Source organism: Paenibacillus sp. A3, from assembly GCF_001399685.1.
Lineage (GTDB): Bacteria > Bacillota > Bacilli > Paenibacillales > NBRC-103111 > Paenibacillus_G.
Map to the genome: position 1 here is coordinate 36,856 of NZ_JTHN01000029.1, position 19,933 is coordinate 56,788.

Sequence of the window (19,933 nt, forward strand, 5' to 3'; positions counted from 1 at the left end):
GAATTACGAAAGCCGTTTAAAACGATTCGTCGCCATTTCGTCCAACTGATTTTGCTCTTTCTTCAAAACCTCGGTGGAAAAATGCTGAAACGCTCTTTCTTTCGCTTTCGTCCAAACTTTTTCTTCAATCATCTTACCGGTTAAATCATCCTGTTTGTGCTGTACGATCGTTTTGGCTGCTTGCACATCCCGATGCTTGAGCTGAATGCGACCGTCAATATGGTTCACGTAACTTTGCAGCATGAGCAGGTTGGATACCGTCGTTACTTGGCTGGAAGACTTATGCAGCTCCTCCTGCATCTCGTGCTTGGCTTTCTCCAGCTCGGCCAGAGAAGATTCCTCCGCACGCATTTTACCGATCGCTTCGGACAGCATCCATTCCGCTTGCGTTTTCTCGTTCATCTTCAAATCAACGATTTTTTGAAAAGCGTATCGAAACCGCATGCTCCTTCTCATCCCCTGTAAAATTCTCGAATTAGCCTTTCCTGCGCTTCCGCGTATGTCAGCTTCTCCGTGACGCGCTGTCGCGTATAATCCCATATCGCTTGTATAGAGTCGAGAGATTGATCAATTTCTGAATTTGATCCTCGCTGGTACGCCCCGATATTGATCAAATCTTCCGAATCTTTATACACAGATAGCAATCTTTTCAAGTTCTCGGCCGCAAGCTGCTGCTCGTGAGGAACAATTTCTTTCATCACCCGGCTAACGCTGGCCAGAACGTCGATAGCGGGGTAGTGCCCGCGGTTGGCTATGTTACGGTTCAACACGATATGACCATCCAGTATTCCCCGTACAGCATCCGCAATTGGCTCATTCATATCATCCCCGTCGACAAGAACCGTGTAAAAGGCCGTAATAGAACCCTTAGGTCCGGTGCCCGACCGCTCCAGCAGCTTTGGAAGCGTTGCAAATACGGAAGGCGTATAGCCGCGAGTTGCAGGAGGTTCGCCTACCGCCAAGCCGACTTCACGCTGTGCCATGGCAAACCGGGTCACCGAGTCCATCATTAGCATCACATTCATCCCGCGATCGCGAAAAAATTCAGCGATCGTCGTAGCGATCAGCGCACCCTTGATCCGGATGAGCGCCGGTTGATCCGACGTTGCTACAATGACAACCGATCGGGCCAGCCCTTCGGGACCGAGATCGCGTTCGATAAAATCGAGCACCTCTCTGCCGCGTTCTCCGATAAGCGCAATCACATTCACGTCGGCTGACGTATTGCGGGCGACCATTCCCATCAGCGTACTTTTTCCGACGCCGGACCCGGCGAAAATACCGACACGCTGTCCCTTGCCTATCGTCAGCAGACCGTCGATGCAGCGTACGCCGACGCTTATCGGATCTAAAACGCGCGGCCGTTTTAACGGGTTGCTAGGTATATTATTAGTAGAATATTGCGTCATGCGCGATGGCAAAAACGTTCCGTCGAGCGGTTGCCCGAGCCCGTCCAGCACTTTGCCGAGCAGCTCGTGTCCTACCTGCACCGTCAGCGGTTTGCCGGTGCCGACCACATCGCAACCTGGACCGATGGCATGAAGCTCGCCGAGCGGCATAAGAATAACCTTGTTGTTCTTAAAGCCGACAACTTCCGCTTTGAGCGGCTGGTTCGATTTGAGCGGATAGATGTAGCATACGTCACCGATGCTTGCATCCGGTCCCTCCGATTCGACCGTTAATCCGATGACTTGAGTGACTTTTCCGTTTACGCGCACCGGGTCGATTTGACTTAAATGCTCTATGTATTTCTGCGCGGATGGCACCTGCATGATCTAAGATCCCTCGCTTCGCAGCGCCACTTGCCGAAGCGCATTCTTGATTTCGTTCAGCTGCGTGTCGATGCGGGCATCGATGCTTCCGAAGGAGGACCGAATAACGCATCCACGATCTTGTACCGAAGCATCCGGAATAATTTGTAGCTCCGCTTGCGAATCTAAGTGCAACAAAAGTTCTTCTCGTGCGTCTTGTATATAGGAGAATTGAGAAGGCGATACGCAAAGCGCAATAATTCCCTTTTCTCTTCGCCGTGACAGTACCTTTTGGATTAGCTCGATAACCCATTCGGATTGCAGCGTCAGCTGGCGGTCGACGATTTTCTCGGCAATCGAGCAGCTGAGCTCGATCAAGAACGGTTCGGACTCTTGAATGATCTGCTGCTTTAGTATGTACGATTGTTCCAAGATTTGCGACGCTTCCTGCAGCATGGTGTCGTATTGCTGGCGAAGCTCCGCTTCGGCTCTGGCCAGCCCTTCCTGGTAGCCTTGCTCGAAGCCCCGGTCCATCGCTTGCTCGATCGTTTCCTGATCCAACTGTCTGCGTTCGTCCCACCAAGCTTCAATCTCGGCTTGGGCCTGTTGTCTGATGGCTGCGGCCTCATCCATGGCGGCGCGTACTTGCTCTTCGGCAAACGATTCGGCGTCTTGAAGAATTTGGTCCTTCATCTGCATCAGATTGTCGAGCTCGAGCTGTTGTTCCTCCGTCAGTTCGCCGTCTTGCAGCGGTTCTTGTTTGAGAACGGGAGGAGCTGGAGGCTCTACAAGCTTGCTGTCTTCCATAGCTACATATTGAAATGATTTGATGACATTAGACAATAATATCATCTCCTCCGCCACGGGCGATGATGATTTCACCGGCTTCTTCCAAACGCCTAATCGTAGCTACGATGCGTGTTTGTGCTTCTTCGACGTCACGCAGCCGAACCGGACCCATGTACTCCATTTCTTCCCGGAACGTTTCGGCCATCCGCTTGGACATGTTTTTGAAAATGGCTTCCCGAACTTCTTCACTGGCCACTTTAAGCGCCAACTGGAGGTCGGCATTCTCGATGTCGCGGATAATCCGTTGGATCGAGCGATTGTCGATGTTGACGATGTCTTCAAATACGAACATCCGCTTCTTGATTTCCTCGGCAAGCTCGGGATCCTGAATCTCGAGCGAATCGAGGATCGTACGCTCTGTCCCGCGGTCGACGCCGTTCAAAATTTGAACGACGGCCGAAATCCCGCCGGCATTCGTATAGTCCTGCGTAACCGTTGCGGACAGTTTCTGCTCAAGTACCCGCTCGACTTGGCTGATGACCTCCGGCGACGTGCTGTCCATCAAGGCAACCCGCTTCGCCACATCCGCCTGCTTCTCTTGCGGAAGCGAGGACAGGATAATGGAGGCTTGCTCCGGCTGCAGGTAAGCGAGAACTAGAGCAATAGTTTGCGAATTTTCATTCTGGATGAAGTTCAAGATTTGAGCAGGATCGGCTTTCCGGGCAAAATCAAAAGGTCTCACTTGAAGCGTCGCCGTCAACCGGTTGATGATATCCAATGCTTTCTGAGATCCGAGTGCTTTCTCCAAAATCTCTTTCGCATACGTAATACCGCCTTGCGATATGAATTCTTGGGCTAAGCAAATTTGATGAAATTCTGCCAAGATCGCTTCTTTTTCGACATTGTCAACTTTCCTGACATTGGCTATTTCCAAAGTGAGCTGCTCAATTTCTTCGTCACGCAGATGTTTAAAAATTTGAGCGGACACTTCCGGACCCAAACTAATCAAAAGAATTGCGGCTTTTTGTCGCCCCGTTAAACCCGGTTGCTGTACTTTAGCCAAGTGTTGCACACCTCTATTCGTCTACTAACCAAGTGCGGAGCAGATTAACAAATTCTTCCGGTTTTTTCTTGGCAAGCTGTTCCAGCTGCTTGCGCACTTGATTTTCATTGTTCAAGTTATCGATATCGATGGTCGGGAATTCCACTCGCGGCGACTCGTCCAGGATCTCTTCTTCTTCCTCTTGCAGCGCCTTGCGTCTGCGCATAAACCAGTAGGCGCCTCCGCCCAGCAAAGCGAGAGCCAGTCCGCCGAGTGCACCGTAGAGCAGCATCGAATTCGTGCTCGTTCCCTGGCTTTCGTTCGTTCTAGCGAACGTGTGGGGAAACACGGTTACTTTTTTAAGTAGCTCTGCATCCGTTATCGGTTGCTTGTTATCGGCCAAGCCTGCACGCACGACGTTGACGAGCATATTCCGGATCTCATTCACCGTTTCTGGCGAAAGCGAGGCCGGATTTTGCGGATCGGGTGGTTCAATGCCGACGTTAATGCTTAAATCTTTTACTATGTAAGGCGTCATTTCAATTTCGTTCGTAATGCGGTTGACTTCCCGGTTTACCGTTTTTTGCAGCTCTTCGGAATTCGTCTTTCCGCTGTTGCTGCTGCCTGGGTATCCCGGCACATCCGTCGCGCCCGTTCCCGGTACGCCGGACGTTCCTGCGCTGCCGTCGCTCGTATAGTTCTTTTGGATCTCTTGAATGGAAATATCGAGCCCGGTTTGGTCTACCGTATTCGGCGCAGTCACCAGTTGCTCTTTGCGTCTCGTCTGATCGAAGTTCATCGTAGAGAATACACTTACGATCACTTTGTCCCGGCCGAGAATGGAGCCGAGCATTTGTTGCACGTTGCGCTGCACATCGTTTCTGAACTTGTTGTTGATTTCGAACTGCTGCAAAGCAAGATTGGAAGCTCCGCTCACTTTGCCGTTCGCTTTGGAGTACTCAAGCAGATCGCCGTTTTGATCGGAAATCGTAATGTTCTCGACCGGCAGCCCTTTGATACTGTGAGAAACCAAGTTATACATCGTATCGACCTTGGCCTGATCAAGCGTGTAGCCCGGCTTGATATCAAGCACGACGGAAGCCGATGCTTTCTCCGGTTGCTCCCCCTTCCGCAAGAACAAGCTTTCCTGTGGCAAGCTGATCAATACTTTCGAGCTTGCGATCGCATTGTTCGAGTTGATGAGCTGCTGCAGCTCGCCTTGAACGGCATTGACGTATTTGACATCGAATTCTCTGTCCGTGGTACCGAATGTGCTGCTTTGACTGAAGGCGCCATAGCCGACGTTGCCGTTTTTGTTCAACCCTTGCGATTCGACGGCAAGTTTGACACTGGCGACTTGACTGCGCGGAACGCCGATGCTTTTTCCGTCTTCGCTGAGCTGATACGGGATTTTGGCGCCGTCCAAGTACGCTTTGATGGCCGCTGCGTCGCTTGGCTGCAAGTTCGTATAAGCCAAGGCGTACTCGGTTTTAGAAAAATTATAACTAATAATACCTACCGTCAGTATGACTAAAATCACAGTTGCGATAACAGTCCACTTTTGCGTTTTGCTGAATTGATTCCAATATTGTTTCGTTCGGTTCCAATATTGGAGCACATTTTCGTTCACTGTTTCACCCCATCTGATGAACCCTCTTCAGGTACGTTTGAAGATTAGATTTGCGTTCTCATGATTTCTTGATAGGCCTCGATGACTTTGTTTCGCACTTGAACCGTGAGCTCTAATCCCAAGGACGCTTTTTCAGAGGCGATCATCAGTTGATGCACGTCGGATATTTCTCCTTTGACGAACTGGCCTTTCATTGCATCGGCGGCGGACTGCTTATTATTCAAATCGGCGATGGCGTCGCTCAAAAATTTTCCGAATTGGTCCGTAACTTCGGATGCGCTAGTTATTTTGGGTTGAACGGCGCCGGCAATCTGCTGCGGCTGCTGCAATTTCAAGGATTCGATCATGGTTATTACTCCTTTTCGTTAACTATTTCCCGATTTCCAACGCTTTCCCGATCAAAGCTTTGGAAGCGTTCAGTGCGGTGACGTTGGCTTCGTAGGACCGGGTAGCCGAGATCATATCGACCATTTCTTTCAAAATGTCCACATTGGGCAAAAGTACCATGCCGTTCTCGTCCGCATCCGGATGCGTCGGGTCGTAATGCTGTCTAAAAGGAGAAGGATCTTGGATTACTTGAGTTACCCGTACGCCGTCCCCGGCTCCCGAATTTTTACCGGACATGGCATTGGCAAGCGACTCGCCGAAATTTTGCTGTTTTGGTTCGAAAGACACCAGTTTGCGCTGATACGGGACCCATTTGCCGTTTACCATCTGCGCTCTTGTCGAATCCGCATTGGCGATGTTGGACGAAATAACGTCCATCCGAAAGCGCTGCGCCGTTAGTGCGGAAGAACTGATGTCAAAACCGTTTGTAAGTCTCATCCGTTACACTCTCCCGCCGATAGCTGTTCTGATTTTTTTGATCTCGCCGCTGACTTGCTGGACCATTACGTTGTATCGAAGTTGGTTTTTGGCCATGAGCGCCATTTCGTAATCGATATCGACGTTATTCAAGTTGTTGTTAATCATGGATTGGTTGTCACGAACGATTTGCGGTTCCGGCTTTGCCGGACGTCCGATATAAAAATGCCTCGGATCCGTCCGATACCCTTCAATCCCGGCTCCGTTCATTTCCTGCTGCAGCAGTTCTTCAAAACGAACTTCCGAACGTTTGAAAAAGGGCGTGTCGACATTTGCCACATTGTCGGCAATCACTTTTTGCCTAAGTGTGGCGGCATCAAGGGCACGCTCCAGCGTTTGAAATGAAGGCTTGTTTAAAATATTCATGCGTTGACTCCCACTTTCCAAGGATGATTCTGAATCTAGTTATTCAACAAGATAACGTAATATCCTCCTTCCTTCGACATCTAAACATAAAAAAAATACAATACGGTTTGTCGTAAAATGTAGTAAACGAGAACTACATCTATATTGAGAGATCTTGGAAGTGAATACAATATGAAAAAAGCCCTATATTTGCATATAGAGCCCGAAATGTTAAATATTTCACGTTTTTGAGAATGCTGACTACGCTTTCACACTTTGGATGCCAGCCATCAATTGATCGTTCAAAACGCGAATGTACGTTCCCTTCATGCCAAGCGAACGCGTTTCAATGACACCGGCGCTTTCCAGCTTGCGCAGGGCATTGACAATGACCGAACGGGTAATCCCTACGCGATCCGCGATTTTACTGGCTACAAGGAGTCCTTCCGACCCTTCGAGCTGCTCGAAAATATGTTCGACCGCTTCCAGCTCGCTGAAGGATAACGAACCGACCGCCACCTGGACGACTGCTTTGCCCCGGGCTTCGATCTCAATCTGCTCCGCTTTTTCGCGCAAAATCTCCATCGCCACAACAGTAGAACCATATTCCGCCAAAATTAAATCGTCATCGATAAACATGCCGTTGCGTTTCGTGAGAACAAGCGTTCCCAACCTTTCGCCACCTCCGATAATCGGAACAATCGTCATGTAAAAGCCGGCATCATTCGAAATTTGTCGAAAGATATCGAATTCGCTACCTGCCTCCAGGTTGGAGGACGTTTCCTCCACCTTGAGCAAAAGCTGGTTGTATTCGGACGGAAACCGGTTTTCCTGCAGCACCGTTTCGTTCACGCCGGCCTCGAATACGGGCGTTGTGAACGCGCTTCCCAGCACCTTTCCTCTCCGACTGACGACAAATATTTCCGCCTGCAAAATATCGCTCAGCACCGTGGCCATATCCATAAAGCTGACCGGGTTCCCCGCTTCCTTTTGCAGCAGTTTATTCAGCCTTCTGGTTTTCATCAAAAGTGTCATTAGTCTTGCCTCCAAGTTGACATTACAAAATGTACTGGCTGAGATCCCGGTTCTGCACGATACCGGACAGTTTTTCTCTGACATACTCCGGTGAGATTACGATTTGCTCAAGCGTGATTTCCGGCGCTTCGAAGGACAAATCTTCCAGCAATTTCTCTAAAATGGTATGCAGACGGCGGGCGCCGATGTTATCGGTATTCTGATTCACGTCGGCGGCAATCCGGGCAATTTCCAGAATCGCTTCGTCGGAAAACTCGACACGAATTCCTTCCGTTTCCAGCAGTGCCGTATATTGTTTGGTTAACGCATTTTTCGGCTCTTTCAATATGAGCACAAAGTCCTGCTCCGATAAGCTGCTCAGTTCGACCCGGATCGGAAAACGCCCCTGAAGCTCGGGAATCAAATCCGACGGTTTCGCGATATGGAATGCCCCTGCCGCCACAAACAGGATATAATCCGTTTTTACAGGGCCGTATTTGGTCATGACGGTCGATCCCTCGACAATAGGCAAAATGTCCCGCTGCACGCCCTCACGTGAGACGTCCGGCCCACTGCCGCGGCTGGAGCTGCATATCTTATCGATCTCGTCGATGAAAATGATGCCTCCCTGCTCTGCTCGCTTCACCGCTTCCTGGATCACTTCGTCCATATCCAGCAGCTTTTGGGCCTCCTCTTGAAGCAGCACCTTGCGCGCTTCTTTGATCGGGAGCTTGCGCTTTTTCGTCCGCTTCGGCATCAGGCTTCCGAACAGCTCCTGCATATTCATTCCCGCCTGATCGTTGCCCTGTCCCGCCAGCATATCGAACATCGAAGGAGAGCTATCCTCCACCTCGATTTCGATCACTTGATTCTCAAGCTCGCCGCGCAGAAGACGTTCCCTAACTTCCTGCCTCTGGGACGCAATCGACGAATCGGTCTCCGGCTCCGTATCCGTATGACCTGCATTCTGCTGGCCAAACAGCATTTCCAGCGGATTGCGCTGGCCCCGGTTCTTGGACGGACTAGGTACAAGGATGGATACGATCCGGTCGTTAACCATTTGCTCCGCACGGTCCTTAAGCTTATCGGTTTTCTCCGCTTTTACCATGCGGATCGACGTTTCCACCAAGTCCCGGACCATTGACTCAACATCGCGTCCGACGTATCCGACTTCCGTGAATTTTGTTGCCTCGACTTTAATAAACGGCGCATTGACCAGTTTTGCCATACGGCGGGCAATTTCCGTCTTGCCGACACCGGTCGGTCCGATCATTAGCAGGTTCTTCGGTGCGATCTCGTCGCGGAGCGATTCTTCGAGCAGGCTCCGGCGGTACCGGTTGCGCAGCGCGACGGCAACGGACTTCTTGGCCTGCTTCTGTCCGACGATATACTTATCCAATTCGGCTACGATTTCTCTGGGGGTTAAGGCTATTTGCTTCAACGTCATAACCTCCTGGATCATTCGATTTCTTCGACAATGATATTGTGATTCGTAAACACGCAAATCTCAGCCGCCATCGTAAGCGCGGCATGGGCGATTTCCTTCGCGCTCATCTGCGGCGCATAACGGTGCAGCGCCCGGCCGGCGGCGAGCGCAAAGCTGCCCCCGGAACCGATCGCCAGGATGCCGTCGTCCGGCTCGATGATTTCCCCGTTGCCGGACAAAAGCAGTAGCCCGCTTCGGTCCATCACGATCATCATGGCTTCCAGTCTGCGCAGCACGCGATCCTGACGCCAATCTTTGGTCAGTTCAACGGCAGAGCGCTGCAAATTGCCGTGATGCTCCTCCAGCTTCGCCTCGAACTTCTCGAATAATGTAATCGCATCGGCGACCGAGCCGGCAAACCCGGCTATGACGTTGCCGCGATACAATCTTCTCACTTTTTTGGCTTGACTTTTCATGACCATGCTGTTGCCGAAGGTCACTTGTCCGTCCCCTGCAATAGCGCCCTTGCCCTGATGGCGGACGGCAAAAATCGTCGTGGCGTGAAATTGCTCCATGGGCCCGATATTCCTCCTCCATAGTAAAGAAAAGCTTCGGATTAAGCGCTTTTCCGCCCACAATAACACTCGCTGCGGGCTTCCGGAACTTCATTGATGCAGAATTTAGTTGTCTACAAGACGAAAACTAAGCTGTTTCAAGCTTAGTTTGGCGAGGGCTCCGTGATGCGGAGCAAGATAATATTCGGATCTATCGTAACACAGTACATGTTTTATTTACAAGGCGAATTGTATAGGTTTTGTGAAAAATTCTGAATTTTCTCAATTGCTCGCATAGCAATTTTTTCGTATTTAAGCTTCTTGTTCTTGATCTTCTCGTCAAGCGGCGCAAACAGCCCGAAGTTGGCGTTCATCGGCTGAAAATGCTTGAAATCGGCCGTCGTGATGTATTGCGCCATGCTGCCGAGCGCGGTATCCGGAGGGAGTACGAACAGCTCCTGACCTTTGGCGTAACGCGCCGCGTTCATGCCTGCAAGGAGGCCCGAAGCGGCCGATTCGACGTATCCTTCCACGCCGGTCATCTGTCCGGCAAAGAACAGATTGTCCCGGTCTTTGAACTGGTACGTAGGGCGCAGCAGCCTAGGCGAATTGATGAACGTATTGCGGTGCATGACGCCGTAACGGACAAACTCCGCGTTTTCCAATCCGGGAATAAGGGAAAGTACCCGTTTCTGTTCGCCCCACTTCAAGTGGGTCTGAAAGCCTACTAAATTATAAAGCGTGCCCGCCGCATTATCCTGACGAAGCTGAACGACCGCGTAAGGCAATTCGCCCGTATGCGGATTAATTAGCCCAACGGGCTTCATCGGACCGAATAAGACGGTTTGCCGGCCGCGCTTCGCCATGACTTCAATCGGCATGCAGCCTTCGAAATAAATTTCTTTCTCGAACTCCTTCACCGGCGCCGTTTCCGCAGAGATCAAGGCTTCATAGAACGCTGTGAATTCCTCTTCGGTCATCGGGCAGTTCAAATAGGCTGCCTCACCCTTATCATAACGGGAGGCCAGGTAAACCTTGCTCATATCGATCGATTCTTTTTCCACAATCGGCGCTGCCGCGTCATAGAAGTATAAGTACTCCTCGCCCGTCAGCTCCTGCAAATGCTTGGAAAGCGCAGGCGAGGTCAGCGGTCCGGTCGCAACGACGACAATTCCTTCGGGAAGCGACTCCAGCTCCTCGTTGCGCACCTCGATCAGCGGGTGGTTGCGCAGCAAGGACGTTACCTCGCCCGAGAAGCCATCCCGGTCGACGGCAAGCGCCCCGCCGGCCGGAACGGCATGCTTGTCGGCTGCGTGCAATATTAACGAGTTCAAGATGCGCATTTCTTCCTTCAATACGCCCACTGCATTTGTCAATCCGTTCGCCCGTAGCGAATTGCTGCAGACGAGCTCGGCGAATTGATCGGAAATGTGCGCAGGCGTTTTTTTCGCGGGACGCATTTCATATAAAACCACCGGCACGCCTTGGCTTGCGATTTGCCATGCAGCTTCGCTGCCAGCCAAGCCCGCGCCGATCACAGTCACTTTCGGTACGACAGTCAACTTCCGTTCCTCCTATATGAAGCCAGATGACAAGTTAGTCCTGATCTTGCTCTTCTTTCGCTTCTTCTCTAAAGTCGCAGGACACGCATTGGGTGAACGTTCCTGATTTGTTTCGCTTTTCGACGAGCATCGCGCCGCACTTCGGACACGGGTGGCCAACAGGTTTATCCCACGAGACGAAATCGCATTCCGGATAGCGGTCGCATCCGTAGAAAATGCGTCCTTTTTTGCTGCGGCGTTCGATGATTTTCCCTTCGTGGCAATTCGGACAGGTGACGCCGGTATCCTTGACGATCGGCTTCGTATTGCGGCAATCCGGGAAACCGGAGCAGGCCAGAAACTTGCCGAAGCGCCCCATCTTGTAGACGAAATGGCGGCCGCATTTCTCGCAAATCTCATCGGAAACCTCGTCTTGAATCTCGACCTTCTCCATTTCTTCTTCGGCCACTTCAAGCCGCTTCTCGAACGACTCGTAAAACTCGCTCAGCACGCGGACCCAATCTTCTTTCCCTTCCTCGATGTGGTCCAGTCCCTCTTCCATGTGGGCGGTAAAATCCACGTCCAGAATTTCCGGAAAAAATTCGATCATTAGCTGAATAACCAGCTCGCCAAGCTCGGTCGGCACAAATTTCTTTTCCTCTATAGCCACATAACCACGCTTTTGGATGGTTTCGAGCGTCGGAGCGTAGGTACTCGGACGTCCGATGCCCATTTCTTCCAACGCTTTAACCAAACGCGCTTCCGTAAAACGCGGCGGAGGCTGCGTAAAATGCTGCTTCGGATCGATCTGCTGCTTTTTTACCTTGTCCCCTTCTTTCAGAGGCGGGAGCAGCTTATCGTCATCCCCTGTATCTGCCGCAGCATCGTCGTTGCCTTCCACGTACACTTTCATAAAGCCGTGGAACTTCACCTTCGAACCGACGGCCCGGAAAATCGTGTTGGCGGCCGTTAAATCTACGGTCATTGTATCCAAGACCGCGGAAGCCATCTGGCTTGCGACGAAGCGCTCCCAAACGAGCTTGTAGAGGCGATATTGATCGCGGCTTAAGTACGCTTTGATCTGATCCGGTTCGCGCAGCACAGAGCTCGGACGAATCGCTTCGTGCGCATCCTGCGCGTTCGTGTTCTTCTTCGTATAGACGCGCGGCGTTTCGGGATAAAAGGACTCACCGAATTTTTGCACGATATAGTCTTTGGCTTCTTCCTGGGCTACAGGGGAAATCCGCGTCGAATCGGTACGCATATACGTAATCAAGCCGACTGTACCTTCGCTGCCGAGATCGATTCCTTCATATAATTGTTGTGCTACCGACATCGTCTTGGCCGCGCGAAAGTTTAATTTCCGGGCCGCCTCCTGCTGAAGCGAGCTTGTAATGAACGGAGGGGACGGATTGCGGAGACGTTCCTTTTCCTTGACTTCGCTTACAATAAAATCTGCCTTCTGAAGCGCGGTCAAGACAGCGTTCACTTCCGCTTCGTTCTTTAGCTCTTTCTTTTCGCCGTCCAAGCTGTAAAACTTCGCTTCAAAATCCGCTTTTCCCGAGGTCAACTTGGCCGTGATGCTCCAATACTCTTCGGGCACGAACGCTTTAATCTCATTCTCACGGTCATAGATCAGCTTTACAGCCACGGATTGCACCCGACCGGCCGATAACCCTTTCTTGACCTTCTTCCAAAGCAGCGGGCTGATTTTGTAGCCTACCAGCCGGTCCAATATGCGCCGGGCCTGCTGCGCGTTCACCAGATCCTGATTGATTTTGCGGGGGGTCTTGAATGCATCCTTGACCGCCTGCTTAGTGATCTCGTTGAATACGACACGGCACGCTTCCTGATCGGAAAGCTCAAGATAATGAGCCAAGTGCCAGGCAATCGCCTCGCCTTCGCGATCAGGGTCCGCTGCGAGATATACTTTTTTCACGCGCTTGCTTGCGTCTTTAAGCTCTTTAAGTACGGAGCCTTTGCCCCGGATCGTAATATATTTCGGTTCAAAGTTTTTCTTGACTTCGACTCCGATCTGGCTCTTCGGCAAATCCCGAATATGCCCCATCGATGCTTTTACAATATATTTGCTTCCTAAATATTTGCTGATCGTTTTGGCTTTTGCGGGTGACTCCACAATGACTAACGAATCGGCCATAGGGTCTTGCCCCCTTCGACAATGGAAATATGTATGACCATCAAGGTACGGCGTACACCGAACCCGGTAGTTCGACGATCCTGCGCGTCATTAGTAAATTTATCAGAACTGAATGCAAATGTCCAAAGGTAAATTGGCTTTGCGAGAGCAATTCGTCGATCGTAAGCGGACGGATCTGAAGCATGTCAACTATTTTTTGCTCATCTTTAGACAAGACAGGCTTTGCTTCCGTTGTATTCATAATGTATGCCTTTTGATCCAAGGATATCCGGCCTGCGTACTCCTCCAAGATGTCTGCGGCTCCGGTTATCAGCTTGGCGCCCTGCTTCAGCAAGGATAGCGTGCCTTCGCTCTTGGGGGAAGAGATCGGGCCGGGAACGGCAAACACGTCGCGCGAAGCTTCCAATGCCTGGTCCACCGTGATCAGGGAGCCGCTTCTAAGCGCCGCTTCAACCACCACAACTCCGAGGCTCAGACCGGCAATAATGCGGTTGCGCTGCGGAAACAACCCGGGATGTGGCCTTGTGCCGAGCGGGTATTCGGAAAGAAGCAGCCCGCATTCGGAAATTTTACGGTATAAAGCTTTGTTCTCGGGCGGATAAACCGTCTCGATACTACAGCCAAATACGGCTACGGTGCTCCCGTGGCTGCGCAAAGCCCCTTCGTGGGCTGCGCTGTCAATCCCCCGGGCGAGCCCGCTTACCACGCAAACGCCTGCTGTAGATAACGATTCGGCCAGACGCTCGGCCGTCATTTTCCCGTAAGCGGTCGGAGTGCGCGTGCCGACCATAGCAATGCACGGGCGGTTTACGATATCCAGTTGTCCCCGGTAATACAAAATCCAAGGCGGGTCAGCCGTCTCCAAAAGCATTGCCGGATAACGGTCATCCCCAAGGACCACCCATTCGATGTGCAGCTCCTCGTAACGGGATCGCATGGTGTCCAGTCGGGCTTCGGTTAAACTGCCGATTCCCCTAACCATTTGTTCAGCCCGGACCGGGGTCAGGCCAAATTCGAGCCAATCGGCATAGCTGAGCGAAAGGATATCGCATAACTGCGGAAACTGCCGCAACAGCCGGCCAATTGTCTTGGAACCGGTACCTTCCATATGATGCAAGGCAAATAGCATACTTCGGTTGTCCATATAGTATAGCTCACTCCTTTGGTCAGAAACAACTTTCTTCATTTGTAAGGTATAGCCAAAAAACAAAAAAGCCTCTCAAACCCGTATCTCATACGGATTTGAGAGGCTGCTTGCCATCTCGTCATTGATGCGAAAGACTGCTTACTTCTTGGTGATACACTTTTCGAGCAGGCCTTTTTCTTCCAATACGCTCACCAGGGTGGAACCCATTTCGGAAGGTGTCGGCGCTACTTTGATACCGCAGCGTTCCATCGTTGCGACTTTCTCCGCTGCCGTTCCTTTGCCGCCGGAAATGATGGCGCCCGCGTGGCCCATCCGTTTTCCTGGAGGCGCTGTTTGACCTCCAATGAAGCCGACAACCGGCTTCTTCATGTTCGCTGCGATCCACTCTGCCGCTTCTTCTTCTGCGGAACCGCCGATTTCACCGATCATGATGACGGCATAAGTATCCGGATCTTCATTGAACAGCTTCAGGATATCGATGAACTCGGAGCCTTTTACCGGGTCGCCACCGATTCCTACGGCAGACGATTGGCCGATACCGCGAGTCGTCAACTGATGTACCGCTTCGTAAGTCAGCGTTCCGCTTCGGGATACGACGCCGACATGACCCGGCGTATGGATGTAGCCCGGCATGATGCCGATTTTGCACTCGCCCGGAGTGATGACGCCTGGGCAGTTCGGCCCGATCAAACGGGTCTTTTTGCCTTCCATGTAACGGCTGACTTTGACCATATCGAGCACCGGAATACCTTCGGTGATGCAGATGACGAGATCGAGCTCAGCGTCAACGGCTTCCATGATCGAATCCGCAGCGAAAGCCGGCGGAACGTAGATAACCGAAGCGGTAGCGCCGGTCGCATTTTTTGCTTCCAGTACGGTGTTGTACACCGGAAGCGTTACCGTCGTGCCGTTTTCCAGCGTGAAATCAACATTCGTGCCGCCTTTGCCCGGTACCGCGCCGGCTACCATTTGCGTGCCGTACTCCAGGCCGCCCAGCGTATGGAACATGCCTGTCTTGCCTGTCATGTTCTGAGTGATGACCTTCGTATTTTTATCAACCAAAATAGACATGGTTAAAATTCACATCCTCTAATAGTATGGAAGAAGAAAGGTGCTGCTTCGGAAAGAGAAATTACTTCACCAGCGCAACGATTTTTTGCGCGCCGTCGGCCATCGAATCGGCTGCTACGATGTTCAAACCGGATTCGTTCAAAATCTTTTTGCCGAGATCCACGTTCGTGCCTTCCAGACGTACGACAAGCGGACGGTCCAGACCCAGTTCCTTCGCTGCAGCCACAACGCCTTCAGCGATAATGTCGCACTTCATAATGCCACCGAAAATGTTAACGAAAATTCCTTTTACATTCTCGTCGGACAGGATGATTTTGAACGCTTCGGTTACTTTCTCTTTCGTAGCACCGCCCCCTACATCGAGGAAGTTGGCCGGTTCGCCGCCATAGTATTTGATGATATCCATAGTTGCCATAGCCAGTCCTGCACCGTTAACCATGCAGCCGATATTGCCGTCGAGCGCGATGTAGCTCAGGTCGAATTTGGAAGCTTCGATTTCTTTTGCGTCTTCTTCGTCCAAGTCGCGCAGCTCGACGATGTCTTTATGACGGAACAGCGCGTTGGAGTCGAAGTTCAGCTTCGCGTCAAGCGCCATAACGTTGCCGTCGCCAGTTACGACGAGCGGGTTGATTTCGGCAATGGAGCAATCTTTTTCCACGAAAGCGGTATACAAAGCGATCATGAATTTAACGGCTTTGCCTACAAGCTCGCCCGGAATATTGATGGCATAAGCCAGCTTGCGCGCTTGAAACGCTTGCAGACCGACAGCCGGATCGATTACTTCTTTGAAAATCTTCTCCGGGGTGTGGGCGGCTACTTCTTCGATCTCCGTTCCGCCTTCTTCGGAAGCCATCATGACGACGCGGCCCGTAGCGCGGTCGACCACGAGACCGATGTAATATTCTTTCTTAATATCGCAGCCTTGCTCGATCAGGAGGCGTTTTACTTCTTTGCCTTCCGGACCGGTTTGATGCGTAACGAGGACTTTACCCAGGATTTCCTGTGCGTATGTACGAACTTCGTCGAGGTTCTTGGCAACTTTGACACCGCCCGCTTTACCGCGGCCGCCGGCGTGAATTTGCGCTTTGACGACAACTACGGGAGTACCCAGCGATTTGGCCGCTTCCACCGCTTCGTCTACCGTGAAAGCCACTTTTCCTTCCGGTACGGCAACCCCGTACTGTTTCAGCACTGCTTTGCCTTGATACTCATGGATATTCATTTAGCAAAATCCTCCTATCAGTAATGACTTACTATATGGAATCGACCCTTCCCAGGCTCGGGACGAGTCCACTCGCTAATAAAGTCCGGTTGCCAAACATTAGCATGTCCTAAACGGCAAACCTTTATCATTGTACCACTTTTTTCGAGCGGTTTCCTTATATTTTGTATTAAATATTTGATACATCTTTTTTATAAGCGTCGAAAAGAATAGTTATTTGGAAAATTAACCATGAGCAACTGCGATACATGTAAAAAGCGCATCTCCCCCGATACTCTGCATACCGAAATAGATGCGCCGTGCGCAGTTCCTGTTAATAAAAAGTCGGATTGGCCGGCGTTCCCGCCCGAGGCTCCCGTTCCGCTTGCTTTACAAAACGCATTTCGTTTCCGGTAAAGCTGCACACCATGCATTGAATGGTCGGTTCGGTTTCGTCGATGCGCTGCGGTTCGGCTACGTCTTGAACGGTTCCGGAAATCGCGTCCTTGAAAAAAGGTTGGGAAAAGCTTGAGATTACACTGAATTTGACCCGGTTGGAACGGCAGTTCGGACAAAAATAAGGTTTTTCCTGCATCTCATAATCACCTCATCGAGTATTTTTGCCAATTGTTGATTTTTTATCCGGAACGTCCCGGATCGGTATGATTCGGTTGCGCCGGACGAAGGGACATATTACAATAACAGGTAAGTTAGTACGGCAGATAAGGAAGCACCTTTCGCCATGAATCGACATGGGAAAGGTGTGTTTTTTATGTATGGAAAAGTGGTAAGCGCTTGTCTGCATGGCGTGGACGGAAAGCTGGTCGAAGTCGAGGTGGATCTGAGCAACGGTTTGCCGCAAATGATGATTGTCGGGCTGCCCGACGTGGCCATCAAAGAATCGATGGAGCGGGTCCGGGCCGCGATTAAAAATTGCGGGTTTTCGTTCCCATTGCAGCGGATCACGGTGAATTTGGCGCCGGCGGATTTGCGCAAAGAAGGCTCTGCCTTCGACTTGGCCATCGCCCTCGGCATTCTCCAAACGAGCGGGCAACTGCCGGACGAAGCGCTAAACGATACGCTGATTATCGGGGAGCTTGCGCTGGACGGTTCCGTCCGGTCGGTCCCAGGCGTCTTATCGATGATTGCAACGGCCCGGGAACACGGAATAGCCCGTGTGATCGTACCGGCGGAAAATGCGGAGGAAGCCGCTTGGATCGGAGGGTGCGAGGTTCGCTGCGTTCGGCATTTGGGTCAGTTTCGGCGGTCCGAGGGGAATGCGGTTGCGGCTGTTGTCGGCGAAGCCGAGGAGTTGAATCCCGGGCCCACGGAATATTTAGCGGGAAGCGGGTTATTGTCCGGTCCCAAAACGGCTGCGTCCCGGGAAACGAGAAAAGCGGAGGACGATTATGCGGACGTCAGCGGTCAGCTCCATGTCAAGCGGGCGCTCATGATCAGTGCTGCCGGCATGCACAATTTCATCCTTATCGGTCCACCGGGGACCGGCAAGACGATGCTGGCCAAAAGACTCCCTACCATTTTGCCGCCTATGAGCGATTCGGAGTCGCTGGACGTCACGAAAATTTACAGCGCTTCGGGAAAATTTGCCGACCGGCGGCAGCTCATCCGCGAGCGACCGTTTCGGATGCCTCACCATACGATTTCCGCCGGAGGCCTTGTGGGAGGCGGGGGCATCCCCAAGCCCGGTGAAGTAAGCTTGGCGCATCGCGGCGTACTTTTTCTGGACGAGCTTCCGGAGTTTTCTCGGGTCGCCCTGGAAGTGCTGCGCCAACCGATGGAGGACCGTTTTGTGACCATCGGCCGCGCGCGGGCCGTTTACCGGTTCCCGGCGCATTTTCTACTCGCTGCCTCGATGAATCCGTGTCCGTGAAGATAATAACCTAGATATTTATATAGAAAGAAATAATAACGTTCCTTCATATAAATATGGACGTGAAATTATGGATGATATTCCCGGTGGCCGTCTACGTAAAATCAGACAAGAGAAAAAATTGACAGTACGTGATGTGTCCCTTATGACGGGACTTACTGAAGCAACCATAATGAACATTGAAACAGGAAAAACTGTTCCTTCATTATCTAGCCTGAGAACGTTATCTGAATATCTTGACATACCAATTTATTACTTAGGGTGTTTTGAAGATCTCCCTGAAAGAACGTTAGGTGAGCGTATGCGGAAAGCGAGAATGTACCACGGATTCACAAAGAAAGAAATTTCCGAACTACTTGAGGTCGATGTTAAGACTTTGTACAACTGGGAATCTGATGCTTGCAAACCATACTCTCACTACATGCAATCAATTAACTCAATTTTAAAGAAACTAGAAAGATAATTGAAAAAAGTAGGAGCGATTAATTGCCCCTACTTTTTTTATATTCTCTCTTAATCATCACTGATCATTTCTTTCCAGATTGGCAACATACTATTTTCTCCCCCGACGGAGTAACAACTTTCACTTTTGCGGGGAATGCGCATTCTTTTAAAAGGAGAACTGAAAGGATAAATTCGTCTTCGAATTCAACAGGGATATCGACGTTAACGCGAATTACGTGCACTTCTGATTCAGCTCCCCCATGGCGTAATGAAACCACAAAAAAAATTGTAATGTATAATGATTTTAATTTATTTGGGCAGTAGATCAGTCTCTGTTTTTTATATAACACAAAACATATTGTTGACTTAATATTTTTTAATAGGTAAGATAAATTTGCTTGGATCGGACTGAATCCGGGCTCCAACCGGAAACTGTCCATAAAGCCGTCGGCCCCTCATGTCGAACGGCTTTTTTAATTTCCCATTGGCAATCCCCTCCCTTCTAAAAAAAATAATCAAATCATGATGGCGTTACCAAAACAGGAAGCATTTGTGTGATTTCATTTTAGCACATAAATAATTGATCATATATACTGGAAAATTGGTGAAAATCCACTTGAGCATCATATAGACAACTATTGGACATCATGATATAATACGTGAATTTTTCAATTGATACTAAAAAAAGAACCCACGTGATCAAATCGCGTGATCTACGCGGGTTTTCTTGGTTTTTCTTGGCAGATGCTTCACTTTATGCATGTTAGGCATTGAAATATTAACTTGTAGATTATTGTCGAAATGCGCGGTTCTTAGTTTTTCGTCAATGTATTTTATCTTTGCTAAATGGACCAGATTACCTGAATCCAGCTTACTAAATCCAAATGGACTGAAAATAACCTCAAATGCGTCAAGTGAACCTTGTAATCGAAGAATGTATTTCTCAGTTACTGTATGTACGAGAAGGTCATTTTTTTGTACTGTAAATAAAACAACCTCCTCGATAAATACGCTCACTTTATCTTTGTTTTTGTTAATACACGGTAAAGGTAGATTCATTGTCAT

General features: G+C 50.5%; 19 protein-coding genes and 1 pseudogene. 2 read left to right on the forward strand and 18 right to left on the reverse strand.

Features of this window, described 5'->3' with window-relative positions; translation table 11 throughout:
• Window positions 1-3: 3 nt before the first annotated feature.
• From fliJ to QJ48_RS03940, 17 genes are all read right to left on the reverse strand, one after another.
• Window positions 4-444 (reverse strand): flagellar export protein FliJ, encoded by a 441-nt coding sequence (gene fliJ, locus QJ48_RS03860; protein WP_054972333.1) that lies wholly within the window; start codon window positions 442-444, stop codon window positions 4-6.
• 8 nt (window positions 445-452) lie between these two features.
• Entirely contained in the window at window positions 453-1,772 is a 1,320-nt protein-coding gene (gene fliI, locus QJ48_RS03865; RefSeq protein ID WP_054972334.1) for a flagellar protein export ATPase FliI, read from the reverse strand.
• Between the two features lie 3 nt (window positions 1,773-1,775).
• On the reverse strand, window positions 1,776-2,594 hold the full coding sequence (locus QJ48_RS03870; RefSeq protein WP_054972335.1) for a FliH/SctL family protein: 819 nt from the start codon (window positions 2,592-2,594) through the stop codon (window positions 1,776-1,778).
• Window positions 2,587-3,603 carry a flagellar motor switch protein FliG gene (gene fliG / locus QJ48_RS03875; protein WP_193394389.1) on the reverse strand — a complete coding sequence of 339 codons (1,017 nt, stop codon included), beginning with the start codon at window positions 3,601-3,603 and terminating at the stop codon, window positions 2,587-2,589. The genes QJ48_RS03870 and fliG overlap by 8 nt, the downstream gene beginning before the upstream one ends.
• Window positions 3,604-3,616: 13 nt before the next feature.
• Window positions 3,617-5,212, reverse strand: a complete 1,596-nt coding sequence (gene fliF, locus QJ48_RS03880; protein ID WP_054972337.1) for a flagellar basal-body MS-ring/collar protein FliF — start codon at window positions 5,210-5,212, stop codon at window positions 3,617-3,619.
• 44 nt (window positions 5,213-5,256) lie between these two features.
• Window positions 5,257-5,559: a flagellar hook-basal body complex protein FliE gene (fliE, locus tag QJ48_RS03885; protein WP_054972338.1), complete on the reverse strand. Its 303-nt coding sequence runs from the start codon at window positions 5,557-5,559 to the stop codon at window positions 5,257-5,259.
• 22 nt (window positions 5,560-5,581) lie between these two features.
• Entirely contained in the window at window positions 5,582-6,037 is a 456-nt protein-coding gene (gene flgC, locus QJ48_RS03890) for a flagellar basal body rod protein FlgC (protein WP_054972339.1), read from the reverse strand.
• 3 nt (window positions 6,038-6,040) lie between these two features.
• Complete coding sequence (flgB, locus tag QJ48_RS03895) at window positions 6,041-6,442, reverse strand: flagellar basal body rod protein FlgB (protein ID WP_054972340.1); 402 nt, start codon at window positions 6,440-6,442, stop codon at window positions 6,041-6,043.
• 240 nt (window positions 6,443-6,682) lie between these two features.
• A complete protein-coding gene (gene codY / locus QJ48_RS03900) occupies window positions 6,683-7,456 on the reverse strand; it encodes a GTP-sensing pleiotropic transcriptional regulator CodY (RefSeq protein ID WP_054972341.1) in 774 nt (257 codons plus the stop codon).
• Between the two features lie 22 nt (window positions 7,457-7,478).
• Complete coding sequence (hslU, locus tag QJ48_RS03905) at window positions 7,479-8,876, reverse strand: ATP-dependent protease ATPase subunit HslU (RefSeq protein WP_054972342.1); 1,398 nt, start codon at window positions 8,874-8,876, stop codon at window positions 7,479-7,481.
• Between the two features lie 17 nt (window positions 8,877-8,893).
• Window positions 8,894-9,436, reverse strand: a complete 543-nt coding sequence (gene hslV, locus QJ48_RS03910) for an ATP-dependent protease subunit HslV (protein WP_010491321.1) — start codon at window positions 9,434-9,436, stop codon at window positions 8,894-8,896.
• Between the two features lie 212 nt (window positions 9,437-9,648).
• A complete protein-coding gene (gene trmFO, locus QJ48_RS03915) occupies window positions 9,649-10,977 on the reverse strand; it encodes an FADH(2)-oxidizing methylenetetrahydrofolate--tRNA-(uracil(54)-C(5))-methyltransferase TrmFO (RefSeq protein WP_054972343.1) in 1,329 nt (442 codons plus the stop codon).
• A gap of 34 nt (window positions 10,978-11,011) precedes the next feature.
• Window positions 11,012-13,114 (reverse strand): type I DNA topoisomerase, encoded by a 2,103-nt coding sequence (gene topA, locus QJ48_RS03920; protein WP_054972344.1) that lies wholly within the window; start codon window positions 13,112-13,114, stop codon window positions 11,012-11,014.
• A 40-nt stretch (window positions 13,115-13,154) separates the two neighbouring features.
• Entirely contained in the window at window positions 13,155-14,258 is a 1,104-nt protein-coding gene (gene dprA / locus QJ48_RS03925) for a DNA-processing protein DprA (RefSeq protein ID WP_054972345.1), read from the reverse strand.
• Between the two features lie 141 nt (window positions 14,259-14,399).
• Window positions 14,400-15,332, reverse strand: a complete 933-nt coding sequence (gene sucD / locus QJ48_RS03930) for a succinate--CoA ligase subunit alpha (RefSeq protein WP_010491325.1) — start codon at window positions 15,330-15,332, stop codon at window positions 14,400-14,402.
• A 61-nt stretch (window positions 15,333-15,393) separates the two neighbouring features.
• Entirely contained in the window at window positions 15,394-16,554 is a 1,161-nt protein-coding gene (gene sucC / locus QJ48_RS03935) for an ADP-forming succinate--CoA ligase subunit beta (RefSeq protein WP_054972346.1), read from the reverse strand.
• Window positions 16,555-16,867: 313 nt separating this feature from the next.
• Window positions 16,868-17,128, reverse strand: coding sequence for a hypothetical protein (locus tag QJ48_RS03940; protein ID WP_054972347.1), 261 nt, complete (start codon window positions 17,126-17,128; stop codon window positions 16,868-16,870).
• Between the two features lie 177 nt (window positions 17,129-17,305).
• On the opposite strand from QJ48_RS03940, the pseudogene QJ48_RS03945 reads away from it, so the two are divergent.
• Window positions 17,306-18,421, forward strand: a pseudogene (locus tag QJ48_RS03945) (YifB family Mg chelatase-like AAA ATPase); the annotation flags it as partial.
• 73 nt (window positions 18,422-18,494) lie between these two features.
• Window positions 18,495-18,887, forward strand: coding sequence for a helix-turn-helix domain-containing protein (locus tag QJ48_RS35530; RefSeq protein ID WP_082420327.1), 393 nt, complete (start codon window positions 18,495-18,497; stop codon window positions 18,885-18,887).
• A gap of 680 nt (window positions 18,888-19,567) precedes the next feature.
• Here the strand turns inward: QJ48_RS35530 and QJ48_RS39430 are convergent.
• Window positions 19,568-19,933 carry a LytTR family transcriptional regulator DNA-binding domain-containing protein gene (locus QJ48_RS39430; RefSeq protein WP_082420328.1) on the reverse strand — a complete coding sequence of 122 codons (366 nt, stop codon included), beginning with the start codon at window positions 19,931-19,933 and terminating at the stop codon, window positions 19,568-19,570.